Origin of the sequence: Pseudomonas sp. PDM32, assembly GCF_019219225.1 — a bacterium.
Taxonomy (GTDB): Bacteria; Pseudomonadota; Gammaproteobacteria; order Pseudomonadales; family Pseudomonadaceae; genus Aquipseudomonas; species Aquipseudomonas laurylsulfatiphila.
Genome location: NZ_JAHUWE010000015.1, coordinates 97336 through 115715, shown reverse-complemented (window position 1 = coordinate 115715; position 18380 = coordinate 97336). Strand labels below are relative to the sequence as shown.

Annotated in this window: 11 protein-coding genes; 3 read left to right on the top strand and 8 right to left on the bottom strand. The window is 58.6% G+C overall.

Going from position 1 to position 18380, the window contains the following annotated elements:
* Nucleotides 1–241: 241 nt before the first annotated feature.
* From KW846_RS25525 to KW846_RS25515, 3 genes are all read left to right on the top strand, one after another.
* Nucleotides 242–700, top strand: coding sequence for a transposase (locus KW846_RS25525; protein ID WP_218485946.1), 459 nt, complete (start codon nt 242–244; stop codon nt 698–700).
* Between the two features lie 285 nt (nt 701–985).
* Nucleotides 986–4108, top strand: a complete 3123-nt coding sequence (locus KW846_RS25520; RefSeq protein WP_218485945.1) for a transglycosylase domain-containing protein — start codon at nt 986–988, stop codon at nt 4106–4108.
* Between the two features lie 171 nt (nt 4109–4279).
* Nucleotides 4280–8929 carry a dermonecrotic toxin domain-containing protein gene (locus KW846_RS25515; RefSeq protein WP_218485944.1) on the top strand — a complete coding sequence of 1550 codons (4650 nt, stop codon included), beginning with the start codon at nt 4280–4282 and terminating at the stop codon, nt 8927–8929.
* Between the two features lie 63 nt (nt 8930–8992).
* Here KW846_RS25515 and KW846_RS25510 read toward each other — a convergent pair whose 3' ends face one another.
* The 8 genes from KW846_RS25510 to KW846_RS25475 all read right to left on the bottom strand — a co-directional run bounded on the left by KW846_RS25510 (nt 8993) and on the right by KW846_RS25475 (nt 18279).
* A complete protein-coding gene (locus tag KW846_RS25510; protein ID WP_218485943.1) occupies nt 8993–10246 on the bottom strand; it encodes a hypothetical protein in 1254 nt (417 codons plus the stop codon).
* 36 nt (nt 10247–10282) lie between these two features.
* On the bottom strand, nt 10283–10777 hold the full coding sequence (locus KW846_RS25505) for a CS1 type fimbrial major subunit (protein WP_218485942.1): 495 nt from the start codon (nt 10775–10777) through the stop codon (nt 10283–10285).
* Between the two features lie 63 nt (nt 10778–10840).
* Nucleotides 10841–11584 carry a molecular chaperone gene (locus tag KW846_RS25500; protein WP_218485941.1) on the bottom strand — a complete coding sequence of 248 codons (744 nt, stop codon included), beginning with the start codon at nt 11582–11584 and terminating at the stop codon, nt 10841–10843.
* 59 nt (nt 11585–11643) lie between these two features.
* Complete coding sequence (locus KW846_RS25495; RefSeq protein ID WP_218485940.1) at nt 11644–12897, bottom strand: hypothetical protein; 1254 nt, start codon at nt 12895–12897, stop codon at nt 11644–11646.
* Entirely contained in the window at nt 12898–15420 is a 2523-nt protein-coding gene (locus KW846_RS25490) for a CS1-pili formation C-terminal domain-containing protein (protein WP_218485939.1), read from the bottom strand.
* Between the two features lie 110 nt (nt 15421–15530).
* Complete coding sequence (locus KW846_RS25485; protein ID WP_102699083.1) at nt 15531–16007, bottom strand: CS1 type fimbrial major subunit; 477 nt, start codon at nt 16005–16007, stop codon at nt 15531–15533.
* 462 nt (nt 16008–16469) lie between these two features.
* Complete coding sequence (locus tag KW846_RS30150; RefSeq protein ID WP_256356858.1) at nt 16470–17039, bottom strand: hypothetical protein; 570 nt, start codon at nt 17037–17039, stop codon at nt 16470–16472.
* Between the two features lie 751 nt (nt 17040–17790).
* Nucleotides 17791–18279 (bottom strand): CS1 type fimbrial major subunit, encoded by a 489-nt coding sequence (locus KW846_RS25475; RefSeq protein WP_218485938.1) that lies wholly within the window; start codon nt 18277–18279, stop codon nt 17791–17793.
* Nucleotides 18280–18380: the final 101 nt, after the last annotated feature.

Genomic DNA, 18380 nt, shown 5'->3' with positions numbered 1-18380 from the left:
CCACTGTGGCGAGGGAGCTTGCTCCCGCTGGACTGCGAAGCGGTCCCCATACCAGCAACCCTTATCTGTCTGGAGTTCTGCGCCTGCTGCGCAGTCGAGCGGGAGCAAGCTCCCTCGCCACAACAGCGCTACCTGGATCCGAATCCTTCAATGAGTTGGGAAATTTCACTCAGCCAATACAGGTTCAAGCAGGAAAGCGAGGAGCTAGCGTACTTAGACAGCAGTTAAAGGACGCAACGGAATGCACCCACATCCAAACTCTCACCGACTGCGTTACGGACGGTACTCAGAACCAGGACGGGGCTATCTGATAACCGCGGTCGTGCATCAGCGCCGCCAAATATTCGCAAACTGGCGGGTTGGACGCCTTTTGGTTGAAGAGCTAAGGCGAGCCCATGATCAAAAATGGGTCGATTCAATGGCTTGGGTCATCATGCCGGACCACTTCCACTGGTTAATCCAGCTTGAGCAGCAAACGCTGGCGCGACTCATGCAAGCCATCAAATCCCGGAGCACCCTCACCATCAACCGGGCATTGAACGAAAGCGGAGCCTTCTGGCAAACCGGCTACCACGACCGGGCCATTCGCGATGGAGAGGACCTTCTACCGTTCGCCCGCTACATTGTTGCCAATCCACTCAGGGCTGGGCTTGTGGATAAAATTGGCGACTACCCGCTCTGGGATGCGTGCTGGCTCTGAATAAAGCTCCCAATGTTTGCTCCTTTTTGTGGCGAGGGAGCTTGTCGGATCGCCGCACCGTCCCGCTCGACTGCGTAGCAGTCGTAAAACCAGAGAACCAGATCAACCGGACGAATCGCATTTATCAGGCTGGGGGCCGCTTCGCAGCCCAGCGGGAGCAAGCTCCCTCGCCACAGGAAACGGCAATAACCCGACATTTTGCCCTTCACATTTTTTTCACCCTCGCCAACCACCGTCTAAGCTTGAGTCAAGTCCGATCAATCTGCGTGAATGGATCAGTCGACTATGGGCGCTTTATGGCAAACCGATTCGAGTAAAACCGTGGTTCCGACTGAGAGTGTGGATGAAGCGCCTATACCTGAAAAACCCCGTCGCTCCAGGCATGGATGGGGAGCGTTCTGGCTATTGCTGCTGATTATCGCGATTGTCGTGGGGCTGGCCGCCATGAGGGAGATGCGCACCTCGAGGTTCCAGGCCCGGGAAGTCAGCAAATACGCCGCGTCACTGAACTATGAGCTCAAACCCGGCCCCAGCGATGCGATTCGCTATCCGGGCGACGGCCCGTTCGATCGGCGCCTGGGCTACAGCTCGCTGGATGAGTTCCTGCCGCGCCTGATCAAGCGCAACTTCGTCGTTGAGGCGCAAACCCGCTTTTCTCCGGAACTGTTGAAGTACACCGACAAAGGCCTGTTCGTGCCTTATGCCGAGAAAATCCAGGCCGGGTTGTCGATCACCGATTGCCGCGCAGCGCCGCTGTACCAGTACAACTACCCGCAACAGCTTTATTCAACCTTTGCCTCGATCCCGCCGGTGGTGGTCAACAGCCTGCTGTTCATCGAGAACCGCTTCCTGCTCGACCCCAGGCAGCCGCTCGCCAACCCGGCGGTGGACTGGCCGCGGTTCGGCATGGCGGCGTGGTCCCAGTTGGCCAAGATGTTGCACGTGCCCGGCCAATCCGCCGGTGGCAGTACCCTGGCCACGCAACTGGAGAAGTACCGGCATTCCCCCGATGGCTTGACGGTCAATGGCGCGGAAAAAATTCGCCAGATGATTTCTGCCACCGTACGCGCCTATCAGGCCGGGCCACAAACCCTCGAAGCGCGTCAGAACGTGGTTCGCGACTACCTCAACAGCGTTCCGTTGTCAGCCGTACCGGGCCACGGTGAAGTGCATGGCATGGCTGAGGGTTTGCGTGTGTGGTACGGCTCCGATTTCGATAGCGCCAACAAGGTACTGAACAGCACCGCGACGGATCCAAAAACCATGGCGGAAAAAGGCCTGGCCTTGCGTGAAGTGCTGTCGTTGATGATTGCGCAGCGCCGCCCGTCGCATTACCTGACCAAAGGCCATGACGAACTGGCCGACCTCACCGACAGCCATATTCGCCTGCTGGCGCAAAACCACGTGATCGACGCCGACTTCGCCGCCGCCGCCCTGGCCAGCAAAGTGACCTACCGCGACTGGGCCACCCAGCCGACCATGCAACCGATCGAAACCAACAAGGGCATCAGCGTGGCGCGCAGCCGTCTGGCCGGCATGCTCAACCGCCCTCTGTATGACCTCGACCGCCTTGACCTCTCCGCCACCAGCACCCTGCAAGGCGAGTTGCAATCCGAGGCCACCGAATACCTGAAAAAGCTCGCCGACCCTGAGTTTGCCACGCAAATCGGCCTGATCGGCGAACGCCTCCTGACCACCACCAGCACCACCCAGGTGCGCTATAGCTTCACCTTGTTCGAACTGACCCCGGACGGCTCGCGGGTTCGGGTACAGACCGACAGCACCGACCAGCCCTTCGACATCAATGAAGGCAGCAAACTGGAACTGGGTTCCACCGCAAAAATGCGCGTGCTGACCACCTACCTGCAAATCATCGCCGAGTTGCACGACAAATACGCCGGCATGGCCGTTCCGGAACTGAAGAAAGTCGAGGTGCCGGATCAGGACCGCCTGAGCCGTTGGGCAGTTGATTACCTGATCGAAAACAAGGACCGCGACCTGCAAAAAATGCTCGGTGCAGCCCTGGACCGCAAATACTCCGCCAGCCCTGGCGAGGCGTTTTTCACCGGGGGCGGCCTGCATGTGTTCCACAACTTCCGCAAGGAAGACAACGGCCGGATACCGACCCTGCGCGACGCCTTGCGCGAGTCGATCAACCTGCCGTTCATTCGCCTGATGCGGGACCTGGTGCGCTACACCACCTACTCCGGCCCGAACAGCAGTGCCGAACTGCTCAAGGACGACCGCGACCCGCGGCGTCAGGAATACCTGGCCGAGTTCGCCGACCGCGAAGGCACTTCGTTCCTGCTCAAGTTCTGGAAGAAGTACAGGAACAAGGACACCCAGGAACGGCTCGAAACCTTCCTGGACGGCATGCGCCCGACGCCGATCCGCATGGCCGCCGTCCATCGCTACCTGCTGCCACAGGCCAGCCAGGAAAGCTTCAACGCCTTCGTGCGCTCGCACCTGACGGGTGCCAAGCTCACGGAAAAACTCACTGACGAACGTCTCGTGCGGCTCTACGAAGCCTACGGTCCCGGTGTCTACGACTTGCCGGACCAGGGCTTCATTGCCAAGGTTCACCCGCTGGACCTGTGGATGATGGGCTACCTGCTCAATCACCCCGACGCCAAGTGGGCCGACGTCGTCAAAGCCAGCCAGTTCGAGCGCCAGGAGGTCTACAGCTGGCTGTTCAAAAGCCGGCACAAGGGCGCCCGTGACAGTCGCATCCGCACCATGCTGGAGATCGAGGCATTCCTCGACATTCACCAGCGCTGGCAGAAAGTCGGTTATCCGTTCGACCACCTGGTGCCGTCGCTGGCCACCGCCATCGGCAGCTCCGGTGACCGGCCCGCAGCCCTGGCCGAATTGATCGGCACCATCCTCAATGATGGCGTGCGTATGCCGACCCTGCGTATCGACAGCCTGCATTTCGCCGCGCACACACCCTATGAAACCCAACTGATCAATGACCCCGACGTCGGCAAACGGGTGATGCCATCCGAAGTCGCCACGGCCATGCGCGAAGCCCTTTCGCAAGTGGTGGATGCCGGTACGGCCAAACGCGTGTCCGGCAGTTTCAAACTCGCCGACGGCAGCCCGCTGGCGATGGGCGGCAAGACCGGTACCGGTGACAACCGCATTGAGGCCATTGGTTCGGGCGGGCGGATCCTGAGTTCCAAATCGCTCAACCGCACGGCCACGTTCGTGTTCTACATCGGCGATCACCATTTCGGTACGCTGACGGCGTTCGTGCCGGGTCGCTCGGCGGAGAGCTTCACCTTCACCTCGGCGTTGCCGGTGCAGGTGCTCAAAGGCATGGCGCCGATCCTGACGCCGTACCTGCAACCGGGCACCCACACGATGTGCCAGCCAAAGGCGACAACCGAGGCAACCGCCCGCCGCTAGGCATGGATCGGCAGATGTGCCCGCATGGCTGTAACTATGTATTTTTCACTCCTGATTTTTACCGGGTTCGGGGCGCAATCGACGTCGTTCCGAACCGGTTTTTGCGCTTTTTTTGGGGCTGCCGCCTGCCTAGTCTGATCGCTCCATCCATGATCAACGGACGATCAGGCAATGCCCCACCCACATCGAATTTCAGACCCGGATCAAAGCATCCACTTCGACCTGGTCAGGAAGGCCATCCCCTCCTGGCTATCAGAGGCTTCACTCCCCCGTATCAACGCACTGAAAACTGACCGGGTAAGCATTCCCGACTGGCAGGCTGACGCCGCAAAAGCGTTACAGGAGCGTTTGAAACAGGGGATCAAGCTCGGCTGGAACGCGCAAAACGATGTCGATAGAGCGCTCAGCAAACTGCAGGATGTCTACGCCTTCGCCAAACCCTTGTTGCAACAGACACTGAACGAACGTTTCGGCGTTGAAGATGACGTCGAAGAGACCTGGTTGCGGCTGTATGCACCAGCACAGTCATGGGGTCATAACTTTACCGGCGCAACCACCAGCCGTACCGTCTCGCTGCTGGATGCCGCCCTGCACAATTTTTCCAGAGACGAGGCGTTCACCCAGGACTCCGAATTCATCACCCGCCCCGACGCACGCGGGCATTTCAGCGTGGTACAGCTCAAGCACAAGCTGAGTATCGAGCAGTTCAAGTCGCTGTGCCGCGAACTGGATATCGGCAGCCGTTACCAACAACACCTGAGAGATTTTCTGCTGCCGCATAACCGGGTGGCCAGCAACGTCCTGCGCCACAAAGTCAGCCTCAGCCACAAGACCGCGCTCAACATCGCGGCGAACATGGCGCTGATGAAAAACGACATCGGGCAGGATGCCTTTGACCTGGTGCAGGGACTGCTCGATGACCGCAAGAACCTGCGCTGGAGCGGCCGCACCGTCGACTGCTACAACCTGTCGATGATGGACATTCACCTGACCGGCATCGTGCTGATCACCCCTGATGCCAACACCGCGACCGATTCCGTGCCCGTGATCGCCTATGTTCCCCATGATCCGCAGCACCCGCTCAAGCAGTACCCGTCGTTGCTCGAGTTCATGGCCGAATTGACACGCCAGCTGCGCGATACCAGCGCCCCTCGCAGCTACCAACAATTCTTCAGCCGGTTCGTGCCCCATCAGCAGCGCGGGCATTTCTTTGCCGGGTTGAACGACCGACTGAGCAAAGTCAAATGGCAACCGGCCCCGGCCGGCTCCAACTTGCCGAGCTGGCGGGAAACGCCGGTGGATAACCCCAACCTGCAATTTCAGCTGTCGAGCGTCAGGAACGATCGGGACACTGTTTTCAACGGCGACCTGTGGGGCTACTTCCACCGACAAAAAATCAACAAGGTACTCAACGACGCATGGGACATCGCGATTTCCACCGAGTACGCCGACCGCATGGCCCGCTGGGCCTGGTGGGACAACCTGGAGAAAATGCTCTCGGGCATTCTCAATGCCGCGTTGCTGGTGGTGACGCCACTGGTGCCCGGCCTGGGTGAACTGATGCTGGCCTACACCGCGTATCAACTGACCGATGAGGTGGTCGAGGGCCTCGTCGATCTGGCCGAAGGCCGCGTCGCCGAGGCTGGCGAACAAGCCATCGGCGTGCTGCAAAGCGTGGTGCAACTGGGTGCGTTCGCCGCGGGAGGTGCGATCGGCAACGTCGCAAGGGCGAAACTCTCGCCGTTTTTCGAAAGCTTGAAACCGGTGCAGTTGGCAAACGGTGAGACTCGCCTGTGGAACCCTGACCTCAGCCCCTATCAACGAACCGACGTGGATCTACCCACGGACGCCCGGCCTGATGGACAGGGTCTTCACCAGCATCAGGGCCGGCGCATCCTGCGCCTGAACGATCAACACTTCGAAGTGCTGGAAGATCCGGTCACCGGACAACAGCGCATCCGCCATCCGCAGCGTTTCGATGCCTACGCACCGACCCTGCGCCACAATGGTCACGGGGCCTGGGTCTGCGAAACGGAAAACCCGCGCGAGTGGGAAGGCTCGACATTGATGCGGCGACTTGGTCACAGCGTCGATGGTTTCAACAATGAACAACTGGAACAGATTCGCCAGATCAGCGGTACCCATGAAGCCGCACTGCGGCGGATGCACATGGACAGCTCGGCACCACCGCCATTGCTGACCGATACCCTGCAACGCCTGGGCTCACCCGTGCCTGCCAGCACCCCGCTACCCGCCGACAGCGTTGCGCTGTTCAGCGAATTCCCCGACCTGCCCGACACGGTGGCGCAAGGCATTCTCGCCAACGCCAGCGCCGCGGAACGCCAACAGATCGAGCAGAAAAAGCGCCTGCCGCTGCGTCTGAAAAGCCAGGCGCGAGAACTGCAATTCGAGACGCAATCGGTGCGCGCCGCCCACGGTCTGTACGATGACGCGTTGATCAACATCGACACAGAACGCCTGGTGCTGGGCACCTTGCGCATCAACAGCGACACCTTCGGTGAGCTGCGCATCGAGATCAGGGAAGGCACATTCGACGGTGAACTGCGCTGCAGCGCCGGGCCCGAGAGCGCAGCGCGGGTCCGGGTGTTGATTCATGATGACGCGGGAAAATATGAGGTGCGTGACGGGTCGGATCAGCCAATCCATGCAGCGCAGGGCTTTTTCGAAGCCTTGCTGCAGGCGACCCAGCACAATGGGCAAAACGCGCTGGGCTTCAAGCCGGGGGACGCCGAACGCCTCAGGCAGTGGGCCATGGTCAAGATCGAGCCTCTCGGCGAACGTCGAACGATACTCGCCGCACCGCCCATCCGCGCCGTGCCCGAACATCAGACACTGCTGCTGGTGCGGGGCCCATTCACCAGCCGGGCCGGCGAAACCCTGCACGAGCGAATCCTGGACCTGCACGAGGATTTCAGCGACCGCGAAGTCGACGCCTTCGCCAATGCCCTGATCGCCAAAGGCGAGCCGATGCAAGCCATCGAGCAGCGGGAAGACGATCTCGATGAACTGCGCGTGATCCTCAATCGTTGGGAATACCAGCAGGAACCCACCTGGGGACCGGGCAGCACGGCTTTTCGTGATGAAGGCGGCCAACATATCGCCGAATGCCTGCTCAAGAGCTTCGAGCGAAAGCACAGGGACATCGGCAACCGTAGCGACCCGGACAGTTACGCGCTGGATCTCTCCACCGAGATGCAGCCCCTGAACCTGGATACCTGGTGGTCAAAGCGCCCCCCGGAGCTGCAAAAGTTCCTCGACAAGATCACGGTTCTGAAACTCGCCAACACACGTTTTTCCAGTGAGCCGAACGGCTTGCTCAAAGCCTTCCCGAACCTTCGCGAACTCAGCGCCAGGCGTTGCGACCTGACCAGTCTTCCACACAGCATCGGTTCCCTGCACCGACTGGAACGCCTGCAGCTGAGCGATAACGCGATCGTGTTGGATGCCGCTGCCGTCAAACAACTCAAGGACCTGACCTACCTGGAAATCCTCAGGCTCGACAGTAATCCACTGGGGTTGTCACCAGACATCAGCCGCATGCCGAGACTGAAAGTCGTGGCCCTGAACAAAACCGGGCTGACCACATGGCCCGAGGGCACGCTGGCGAAAACCAGACCACGCGGTTTCTTGCTGGACCTGCGGGAAAACCCCCTCGACTTGGTTCCCGAAGTTGTCCCCGGCTCGGCAAAAGCCTGGGTGATCGCGCGTACCCTGCTGGATGTCGCGGATCTGTCGGAGCTGAATCAGTTGCAATACCAGCAAATCCGACGCTCAGTGAATTTGCCGCCGACGCCCCTCGAGGCATCCACCAGTCTGATAAATGTGGTCATCCACGCCACCGATCCGAATAACTGGAGCGATGTGCCCGGCTGGGGAGTGGAGCGGACGGCAAACTGGCTTGAGCTGACCGACGACCCTCAGGCCCATCGGTTCTTAACCGTGGTGCACGAAACGAAAAATTCTGCCGATTATCTCGTCGGAGGTGAACCCCGCAGGCAACTGATGCAACGCGTGGTACGCATGCTCGACGCCGTCTACATCGACACCGACCTGCGGGAAAAGCTCTACACCATGGCAATCGCTCCGGTCGATTGCGCCGATGCCGGGGCGCAGTTGTTCAACAACATGGGCATAGAAGTGCTCAAGTCCGAGGCTTACTTCTACTCCAAGGACCTCGCGGAGCTGGAACGCAAACTGGTCACCCTGGCCAAAGGCGCCGCGCGGCTGGAGCACGTCAACGAGATCGCCCGCGCCGATGTCGCCAGTCGTGGCGGCAACCCGGACGATGTCGAGGTCTATCTGGCCTATCAGACCGGTCTGGCGGATCGCTTGCAGCTGCCCTGGCAATCAAAAGGCATGCTGTTCAGGCCAGTATCCGGTGTCACCGACGCCATGATCGATCAGGCGTACGACACAGTGCTGGCGCTGGGCGAGGGTGATGGCCTGGTGAACAAAATGCTTGAACAGGCATTCTGGAAAACCTGGCTGGGTGAAACTTACCCGATTCAGATCGAGGCGAATAAACGGGAGTATCTGAACAAATACGAGTTGCTGGAGACCCTGCGATCCACCCAGCGCGAATGGGTCGAATCCACGCAATTGACGGATGTGGAACGAGCGGCGCTGCGCAACAGGCTTATAGATCTGGCCAACGACCTGCCGGTCGCCGAGACGGTTGTCTTTGCCGATGAACCGATAAGCGAAGCGAACTTCGACCGGTTCCTCGTCGATCTGGGGGACGGCGAAAAAGGACTGTCCAGGCGTTTGACGCGCGCGGCGTTGAGCAGGGCCGGGTTGTAATAGCGGTTGCATCGTGAGGCAAACCTGACAGCATTCGTTGCGGTCAGGTTTGCCGCAACCACGTCAGATATCCGAATCCCAGATCACCGTGACATTGCCGGAATAGCGGCTGGCCACGCCCGGCTGCAGCATGAACTCCATCTGGTTTTTTGCAATTTCGAAATGCAGAGTCCCGGGAGCCCGATCAACATAGAAACCAGGTTGAAACTGTTGCGAATTGGCTTGCCCGGTTCGCAGTCGCTGACGCCTGACCGGTTGCCCGGACAGGTCCGTCAGGCCATTGGGCAGACTGACGCGGACCTGAAGCTCGACCGATCGCCTGGAGACGGGATCATTCAACATGCATTCGTAGGGAAAGCCGCCGAACTGACATTCCATCTGCATCTTGAAGCGCGATGAGGCCGAGATATTGAAGGTCTGGTCGCGAAACAGGCTCACTGGCCGGCGGCCTGCCTGCAGCCAGCTCTGCCAGCCACCCACAGGTACCAGTTGGACCTTGTTGCCACCCGGCGGAATATCGACTTTCAAGGTGTGCTGCACGTCCAGTACAAAACTCAAGGTCAAATCACTGTCGGTTGGCAGCATCACATCACCCATGTCGAAGTCCCCGCCGGGACCGATACGATAGCTCAGGTCACCGGTGTAAAGCCCCGACGACATGCCAAGAGGATTTGGCGTTCGCAACTCGTAGGCGAAATCCAGGTACTCATAGGACATTTCCGGTATCAGGAATTTCGCCGTTTTGACGCAAGCCGCTTCAACCGGGGTTTTCCAGAAAAAACGAAACGCATGATCCGTATAGAACCCGACACCGCTGTACAGGCAGGGAGGTGACGCGTTGACCCAGGCACCTGCCACGCCCCCCGACCACAAGCGTTGGTGTCCTTGCGCCGCACTCGGTGCGCCTGTCAGATTCGCGGCCGTATCGCTCAGGGCGTATCGGGAACCGATGCCGGCAATGCGCACCTCGACTTTTTCAGATTCCTGCGTAGCCACGTTGGTCACCGTCAACGTCCGCCACTGCGCAGGTACTTTGAACATGGCGCTATTACGCGACACATCATCAGGTTGCATCGCTCTGATCGATTCGAAGCGCATGGGCAACCGGATGCTGAACATCTCGTTGTCCCGGCATTCACTGGGTGCATCCGCGCAGTAGCCACTAGACGGTGTTTTATTGATGAACTTGTTGCTTTGCGGATTGGCTGAGTCGGGCGTGAACAATGCCCTGATTTCCTGATTCACCGCCTCGGCCGAAGTCGGCACAAACAACACCAGCAAGCACAGCCATCCCGGCAGACAAGTATTGAGATTCATGAAAGCTCTCTCCGATATTACAGCGAATGGCCGGGTTCAAGGCGCTGCGGCACTGAAGACCAGATTCACGTTGCCGTAGTAGCGACCCGGCTTGTACCCGCCCGCGGGCACCTTCGGCTGGATCTGCAGGGCAAAGCGCCCGCCCGCGACAGCCTGCTCGCGCGAGAGCACTTCAAGGGGTTGCGGGTCGTGGCTCAACGTCTTGCCGTTGAAGCTGACGAGCAGGTAGATGTTCTGCTCATCGCGGCCGTTGGACAGATAGGGTTCGCTCTCCAGCCGCGCGTGGATGGCGCTGGTGTCGTGCTTGACGTCGAAGTTCTTGCGCAGCCCCTCCAGCGACCGGCTGTGGATGTTCCACGGCAAAACTTGCTCGCGATGAATCCAGTCCGACTCGGCCGGTATCACGTAGAAACCCAACGTCGGAATATCCACCGACACTTCGAATCGGTGCTCTTCGCGGGCGGCGAATGCCAGGGAACTCATCAGTGCCGCGACGCCTGTCGACAGGGCGATGGCCGAAAGCTTGATCATTTCAGGTACCTGTTACGTCCAAAAAAGCAGCGGGCAATGACGGCCACGCGTGTGTACCGACGGTTACTGGCTGGCAATGCGCAAGGCCTTTTTCGATGCGCCCTCGACCAGGTTGAAGCGGTATTCCCGTCCCGGCTTCTTGTCGAATGCGAACTCTTTTCCCGCACGAATGTGGTGCTTGGTGGTGGGCTCGCACTCGTTTTCCTGCTTGATCGAGCAGTTGCGGAATTCGTCGACGACCACCGACGTGTTGCCGTTGTTGCGAATGCGATAAGTGCTGACGCCGTTGTCGATCTGGCTGTCGTACCGGCTGTTGTTCGGCCTGACGAAGAACACCGTGCCGAAGCCGGTCATGACGTTGACACCGGCCGAAAGGTTCTTTTTGTAGTCCTCGCGCTCGTCGCTGGACACCGCGAATTCGTCTTCCTTCTCCGGCACCACCGGGATGAAGCGCACGCGAAAGTAACGCTCGGTGTCGCGCTCGCCCATGAACAACAGCCGCGTGCCCTGCATGCCATTGGCCGGAACGATCAGGCGTGCGGGGCTGGCCATCAGCCCGTCGCGCGATGTCGCGCCAGGGTCGCTTTTGACCGGTACTTCAGTGGCGTTGCCATCGGCGTCGTAGACGATTTCCAGAATGTTGACCTTGACGAAGGCCGTGCTGTCACCGCTGTTGAACACGCGCTTGAGGTAGGTGCTTTTGTCGCCATCCAGATAGTCGTACACCGTTCCGACGTTGATTTGCGGCCCGGCTTGAAGGCCCAGGGAAAATCCGCTCAAACCGATCAATAAAAACACACGCTTCATAACTTTTAGTCCTTGGTCATTGAACACACTGCCGGTACGACTGATCGATGCGAAGCCCATCAGATTTCCGAGTCCCAGATCACAATGACAATGCCGGTATAGGTGCCGGCAACACCGGGCCTCAGCATGGATTCCATGTACGATTGCTCAACTTCGAAATGCAGGGTTCCCGGTGCCCGGTCCACATAGAAGCCGGGCTTGAACTGCTGCTCATTCCCCGCACCGGTCCTCAATCGCAGGCGTCTCACGGGTTGGCCTGAGAGGTCGGTTATGCCATTAGGCAGGCTTACACTGATGTGTAAGACGACTCGACGACCGTTATCCGCACTGTTCTCCAGTCCGCATTCGCCACCTATTCCGGGCCCGCATTGCATCAGTATCTTGAATCGCGTCGAGGCCGATATATTGAAAGTCTGGTCACGGAACAGTCGCACCGGCCGGCGTCCGGCTTGCAGCCAGCTTTGCCATCCGCCTTGCGGCTCCAATCGGATTTTGTTGCCACCTGGAGGGATATCGACCTTGAGGGTGTGCTGAACATCAAGCACAAAACTCAGGGTCAGATCGGAATCGTTGGGCACCATCACGTCGCCCATGTCAAAGTCACCGCCCGGCCCGATGCGATAAGTCAGGTCGCCGGTGTAGAGCCCTGAAGACATACCAAGCGGATTGGGCGTACGCAGTTCATAGGCGAAATCCAGGTACTCGTAGTACATGGTTGGAATCCTGAAACTGGCGGTTTTTACGCAGGTACCCTGAATCGGGGTTTTCCAGAAAAACTGGTAATAATCATCGGTGTACCAACCGACGCCGCTGTACTGACACGGTGACGGGGGGTTCACCCAGCTGCCATACGGGCCGCCCCACAAGGCCCGGTGCCCTTCAAGCGTATTGGGTGCACCTGTAAGGTTGGTGACCTTGTCGTCGAGCACGTACCGCGATCCAAATCCGGCAATGCGCATCTCGACCTGTTCCGCCTCACCGGTTTCGGCATTCGTAACTGTCAATGCACGCCATTGCGCCGGCACGGTGAACATCGAACTGTTGCGCTGCGAGTCATGGGGTTGCATGGCCCTTGCGGAATCGAAGCGTATGGGCAGGCGGATGCTGAAGGTCGCGTTCTGTTCGCACTGATCGGGATAGTCCGCGCAGTAACCGCTGACCGGGGTTTTGTTGATGAACGTATTACGTTGCGGGTTTGCCGGGTCAGGCCGGAACAACGCCCTGATCTCCTGATTGACCGCCTCGGCCGTAGGCGTCACAAACAGTGCCAACAAGCACAGCCACTGCGGTATACACGTCTTGAAATTAACCATTCAACTGGCCTCCTGGCGAATCAATGACGCATCCGCCAACGTATCCGGCGTGCACCGCAGATCACCGATCATCAACACGTTGTTTTCACTGCGGTGCTTGTCGGTATCGAGCCGGAACTGGCACAGCAACTGGTCGGCGTAACGCACTTCCAGCGTCGGTGAACCGGCGTTCATTTCCATCGAGAAGAAGCCATCGACTTCACTCACCCCACGACTGGCGTGGTTGATCACGTGGTGGCCCTTGAGCGGCCGGCCTTGTGGGTCGACCAGACGTCCGAGCACGGTCAGGGTTTTCATCACGTAGACCTTGCGGTACTCCACGCCGCCCTTGTTCAGGTGATAACGGGTGCGTGCCGGCTCGATGCTGGCCGCTGGCGCGTGATTGCCTTCGAAATCGAAGCTCACCGAGCTGTTCCTGTAGGCCGTCAGCGGTATGAAATTGCGCCCCGGACGCAATGCCGCGCTGCCGCCGCTGAGGTCGTCGGCGCGTAACGCGATGCCGTCGATATCAGACTCGACATCGACGATCATCCCGGCCCCTCGTCCTTGATGCTGACTGGTCAGGACCATGCGCTGGCCACCGACGACCACGGTGCTGTCCAGGTTCAAGCCGCCGGTGAAGTTGTCGTTGAACGAAGAGCGCTGGATAAAACCGTCGCCGTTGATCGCGTCGGTGCGAAAGTTCGCCAGGCTCGACAGGCCGACGCCGTAGGTGTCGGTCAACGCAGTCACCGAGACGCTCTGCAGGATGTGGTCTTGCAGGTCTTTGCGATAACCGAGCGAGGCGTTGGTGTCGCGGCTGCCATCACGGGCGGTGCGGCTGCCGATACTGCCGGAAACCTGTTGACCCGGCCCGCCGAGCGCCACGCTGATGCTCAGGTCGACCCCGCGATTGCGCGCGTCACCGCTGCTGTAACTGCCGGGACGATCGAACAGTGACAACCGCCAGTTGGCGTCGCTGCCCAGCAGCATCGTGCGCTGCGTCCAGCCCAGGTCGACGCCGACGCCTTCAACGTTGCCATCACTGTGGGAGACCCGCGCGTTGAGCGAACTCTTGCGGCTGATGCGGTGGTTCAGCGCCAGCGATGAATTGCTGGTCTCGCCGGTGAACACATTGCGTTGGCGCACGCGGGTGCCATCGGGCAGCGTGTCGTAGGTGTTGGTGGTGTCGAGCCAGCTGCGGTTGTGGCTCACCACCAGACTGCCGGAACCATAGTTGTAGAGCGCTTGCAGATCGGCGCCGGTGCCGTGGTCTTCGGTCTGGTACAGATTGGCATAGAGGCTGACACTGTTGGCCAGGCTCCAGTCGATGGAACTGCCGTACTGCAGCGTGTTACGCACCTGACGTGCCGAGAGCCCGAGGATTATCCGTGGATGCAGCAGGTAGTTGATCGCCGCGCCCGCGGTCGCATCGCCGCTGTACTGTTGATCCCAGTTGCTCAGCAGTTTGCTTTCCTGCCCGGCGAACAGGTTGTAGCGCCAGCGCTCCTCAACGTTGCGCCAGTTGGTCGGTTTGTAGATCAACTCCTGAGTAGTCGAGGTGACCTGGCCGTCTTCTATCAAGCGCACTTCCACATCATAGATGCCGCCGGGCAACGGGCGGGTATCGAGGGTTTGCAAACCGGCGGGCACCGATTGGGTGTTGAGCAGCAGACCATCGCGATAAATCTCCACCGACGCCTGGCGATTGGCAGTGACATAGATCGGATAAACGCTGGGTTTGGGGCTGTCGATCGCCAGGCTGTCGGAACTGCCGTACATCACGCCAACGGCGGTGTCGGGACTGGTGCCGAACGAACGGGGCTGACGGGTCAGGCCTTCGGAATTGGGGGTGAAGTAGCCCAGGCGGAAAAAACTGCCTTGCAGTTCGCGCTGGGTGTAGAGCTCGTGTACCGCGTGATAGGTCTTGTCATCCGGCCCGCCAAGACGCGCCAGTTGCATGTTGAATGTCTGGCTCCAGTTGCCCAGGCTGCCGCTGGCCTCCAGGCCATAGCGTCCGCCGAGGTTCTGATCCTGGCCGCCGTTGAGGTTGAGCTGGTTGCGCACCATCAGGCCGCTGCTGCCGCCTTCGGGCTGGTCGTAGAAACGTTTGGCCTCAGTGTCGCGCTCGGCATTTTCAGTGACGATCGACAGCAATGAGTTTTCCAGGTTGTAGTGCACCGCCAACATCTGCTCGGGGCATTGGCCGCTGCAGGTGCCCAAAGCCACGCCGGGTTTCAGAATGCTGGCCCAGGTGTCGCGTTCGCCAGCGCTGAAACGGCTGTCGCTGGTGTCGGTGAAATCGAGCAAGGTGACCCGGTCATCGCGGGACAACACGATCATCGCCTCGCCGAGGGGTTGTTGATCAAGCTCGACCCGCACGGCCAATGGCACATCGAAGAAATGTTCCTCGAAATCGGCCGGCAGACCCTTGGCCTGGGCCAGTAAACTTCGAGGCGTATTATCAACGGAAGTCGGCGCCGCAAATGCGCTGCTACATAACAGCAACGCAAGCGTTGCCGCGATGGGCGTCATCGGGAACATGAACAAATACTCTGATTACAAGGAAGTCAAAGCCCGGTCGGCAAACTTGATAGTTTGCCGACCGGTTACGTTACTTTGAGCAAGTAAACGCTTACCGTCGCAGTTGTTACTTATACGGAAGGTTCAACGACCAGCATGACGACACCGGTGTAATCACCCGCATCAGGTTTACCGCCCAGTGCACTGATCTTGAACGGCGCGCGATAGCGGACGTTGGATTCAGCTTCACCAACAACTTCCTGCGAAGTGGTGGTCAGGGTTTTACCGTTGAGCTCGACTTTCAAGTCGATGGTCTTGTTCCCGGCGATCAGTTTCGGTACGCCTTCCAGGCGGGCGTTCACCTTGCCGGCGGTGTGCAGCACATCAAAGTGCCCGTCGACGGTCTTCATGGAATCAGTACCCGGGTTGTAGCTCATGTCCTGGTCTTTGTTGACCAGGTCCGAATCAACCGGCACCGCGTAGAAATCGTCGGATGGAACATGGGCCACAATGCTGATGGAGTGTTTGGCTTCGGTGGCGGCAAACGCCATCGAGGAACTCAGTGCCAGAACAGCCAGAGGAGCAGCGAACGCGATTTTCTTGAACATCTTTCAGTACCTGTTCTTTAAAAGGATTAGGCGCTGAAAGTTCATGATGAGTAAAACTGTCACGAGCAGCTATTTGCCCAGCTGAACTTTCAACGCCGAAAGATGATCGATCAATAGTTCTGGAAAGTAAGCAGGCAAGTTCCGACAAGCTCGTAGCCGGATCGCCATTACACGGGAGGGAAAAAAGCAGGAATAACTGAAACTTTAATGTTTTACCGTAAGAATAATACTACAAACACGGAATCAACATCAAAAACAATGCCATTTAACAGCAACAACTTCCGTAAGACCGATACTACATTACCCGCAAACAAAGGCCGATATCAACACATTAGAGAGTTAACACTAATTTCAGCACCTTGCGCTGATTAAAAGCGTCTGTTTTTTGATATTGAGGGCTTTGCATGAACGCACCGGCACCAGAGCTTGCGCCATTGCCCTGCAAAGCCTCTAACGGTGGGGTCAGATCACTTCCGAATCCCAGATCACCGTGACGTTGCCCGACCAGGTTTTTGCCTTGCCGTCCTGCAACATCTGCTCGACGTGCTCCCGGGCGACCTCAAAGTGCAGGGCTCCCGGCTTGCGGTCGACGTAATGACCGGGCTGGAACAGCTCGGTGCCGCTGCCATCGAGGCACAGAGGACGACGATCGACCGCCTGCCCTGAACTGTCCATCAAGCCGTTGGGCAGACTGACGCTGGTGTTCAAGGGCACAAGATCAGAAGAGTCGGCGCCGCGCAACGCGCAGGTGTTGCCAACGGAATGCTGGCATTCAAGCTGCATCTTGAAGCGCGAGGAGGCCGAGACGTTGAAGGTCTGGTCGCGAAACAGGCGCACGGGCTTGCGTCCCTGATTCAACCAGGCTTGCCAACCGCCCTGGGGTACCAGTTCGATACGATGGCCGCCGGGGGGGATTTCGACCTTGAGCGAATGCTCGACGCTCAGGGTGAAGTTGAGGGTGATCGCACTGTCGTTGGGGAGCATTACATCACCCATGTCGAAGTCACCACCGGGACCGGTGCTGTAGGTCATTGAGCCACGATATTCCCCTGACGACATGCCCAGAGGGTTGGGGGTCCTGAGTTCATAAACGTATTCGACTGTGCTGAACCTGAACCAGGGAATATCCATAGTAGGCACTAAGCCGCAGGCCCCTGCGCCTTCAGGAATCAGCCAAAAGAAAAACGCGTAGTTGACTCCTGCAACATTGATATCAAGTCCGGTACAGGGGGATGGCGGTCTTACCCATGGACCGCGCCAATAGCCGCCCCCCGGCGGCGTCCAGGCACTGACTCCTGGTGGGCGGGCGATATTCCAAGTACCGCCAATGCCTGCAATTCGCAACTCAACGGTCTCTCGCTCACCTGTACGACTGTGGACAACGTCCAGTGCGCGCCAGCTCGACGGCACACTGAAGGTCGCCCCCTGCCGGGGATCGGTATGCCCGGCGGGAATAGGTTGTATAGAATCAAATCTCAATACGGGTACCCTCAGGCTGAAGATACCTAATTGCGCGCAGCGGCCAGGGATATGGTCTCGGCACACTCCGGTCTGCGGGGTCGTGTTAACAAACCGATTGACCAAGGGATTCGCCGGATCCGGCACGAACCTGGCGCTGATTTCCTGTTCCACCGCGCTGGCGGGCGGGGCATGCAACCCAGCGAGCAAGCCTCCCGTCAACGAGAACGCTGCCATTGTTCTTAGCGAAAAAAATAACTTCATTGTGAATTAACCTGAAATTCCAACATGACGAAATACACGCCATTTATTGCGCCAAGAATAATCAAGGCGCGATAGCCTCAAAAATCATATGCACACTGCCGTAATATTCGCCGGGTTTGTAACCGTCGACAGGTTTGACGGCTGAGATCACCAACTCCACGCGTTTGCCAGCTTTACCGTCCAGTTCCGAAATGACCTCAGCATTGTCCACCGTGAGTTTTATCCGATTGAACGTGACATCCAGCGCGATGTTGTCGACGTCTCTGCCGTTACTTAAATAAGGCTCCTCACTCAAACGCGCAGCAATCGCTCCATTCGCGTTTTTGACATCAAAATGTTTACGCAGCGAACCAAGTTCCTCCGTCGTCAGATTCCAGGGCAGTTTTTGTTCATGCCCTATCCAACCCGGATCCACCGGCAACACATAAAACTCCGCAACAGGGATAGTCACTGACACTTCAAAGGTTTCGCGTTCCACTATTGCAAAGGCGTAAACACTCGCCAGCGTCAGACACACCATCGAGGTGACGGTTATCCATTTTTTCAACATGATCTTCACCTGTTGCTTGCACTTCAATGTTGCAAACAAAGAAATCGAAATCGATATAAAACTAAAAAGCCTGGAGGCGAACAGACGCTCCCCCCACTACG

Bases quoted from the DNA above. Each gene is read 5' to 3' on its own strand.
- KW846_RS25525 (WP_218485946.1), top strand. From the start codon at position 242: ATGCACCCACATCCAAACTCTCACCGACTGCGTTACGGACGGTACTCA.
- KW846_RS25520 (WP_218485945.1), top strand. From the start codon at position 986: ATGGGCGCTTTATGGCAAACCGATTCGAGTAAAACCGTGGTTCCGACT.
- KW846_RS25515 (WP_218485944.1), top strand. From the start codon at position 4,280: ATGCCCCACCCACATCGAATTTCAGACCCGGATCAAAGCATCCACTTC.
- KW846_RS25510 (WP_218485943.1), bottom strand. From the start codon at position 10,246: ATGAATCTCAATACTTGTCTGCCGGGATGGCTGTGCTTGCTGGTGTTG.
- KW846_RS25505 (WP_218485942.1), bottom strand. From the start codon at position 10,777: ATGATCAAGCTTTCGGCCATCGCCCTGTCGACAGGCGTCGCGGCACTG.
- KW846_RS25500 (WP_218485941.1), bottom strand. From the start codon at position 11,584: ATGAAGCGTGTGTTTTTATTGATCGGTTTGAGCGGATTTTCCCTGGGC.
- KW846_RS25495 (WP_218485940.1), bottom strand. From the start codon at position 12,897: ATGGTTAATTTCAAGACGTGTATACCGCAGTGGCTGTGCTTGTTGGCA.
- KW846_RS25490 (WP_218485939.1), bottom strand. From the start codon at position 15,420: ATGTTCCCGATGACGCCCATCGCGGCAACGCTTGCGTTGCTGTTATGT.
- KW846_RS25485 (WP_102699083.1), bottom strand. From the start codon at position 16,007: ATGTTCAAGAAAATCGCGTTCGCTGCTCCTCTGGCTGTTCTGGCACTG.
- KW846_RS30150 (WP_256356858.1), bottom strand. From the start codon at position 17,039: ATGACCTACAGCACCGGTCCCGGTGGTGACTTCGACATGGGTGATGTA.
- KW846_RS25475 (WP_218485938.1), bottom strand. From the start codon at position 18,279: ATGTTGAAAAAATGGATAACCGTCACCTCGATGGTGTGTCTGACGCTG.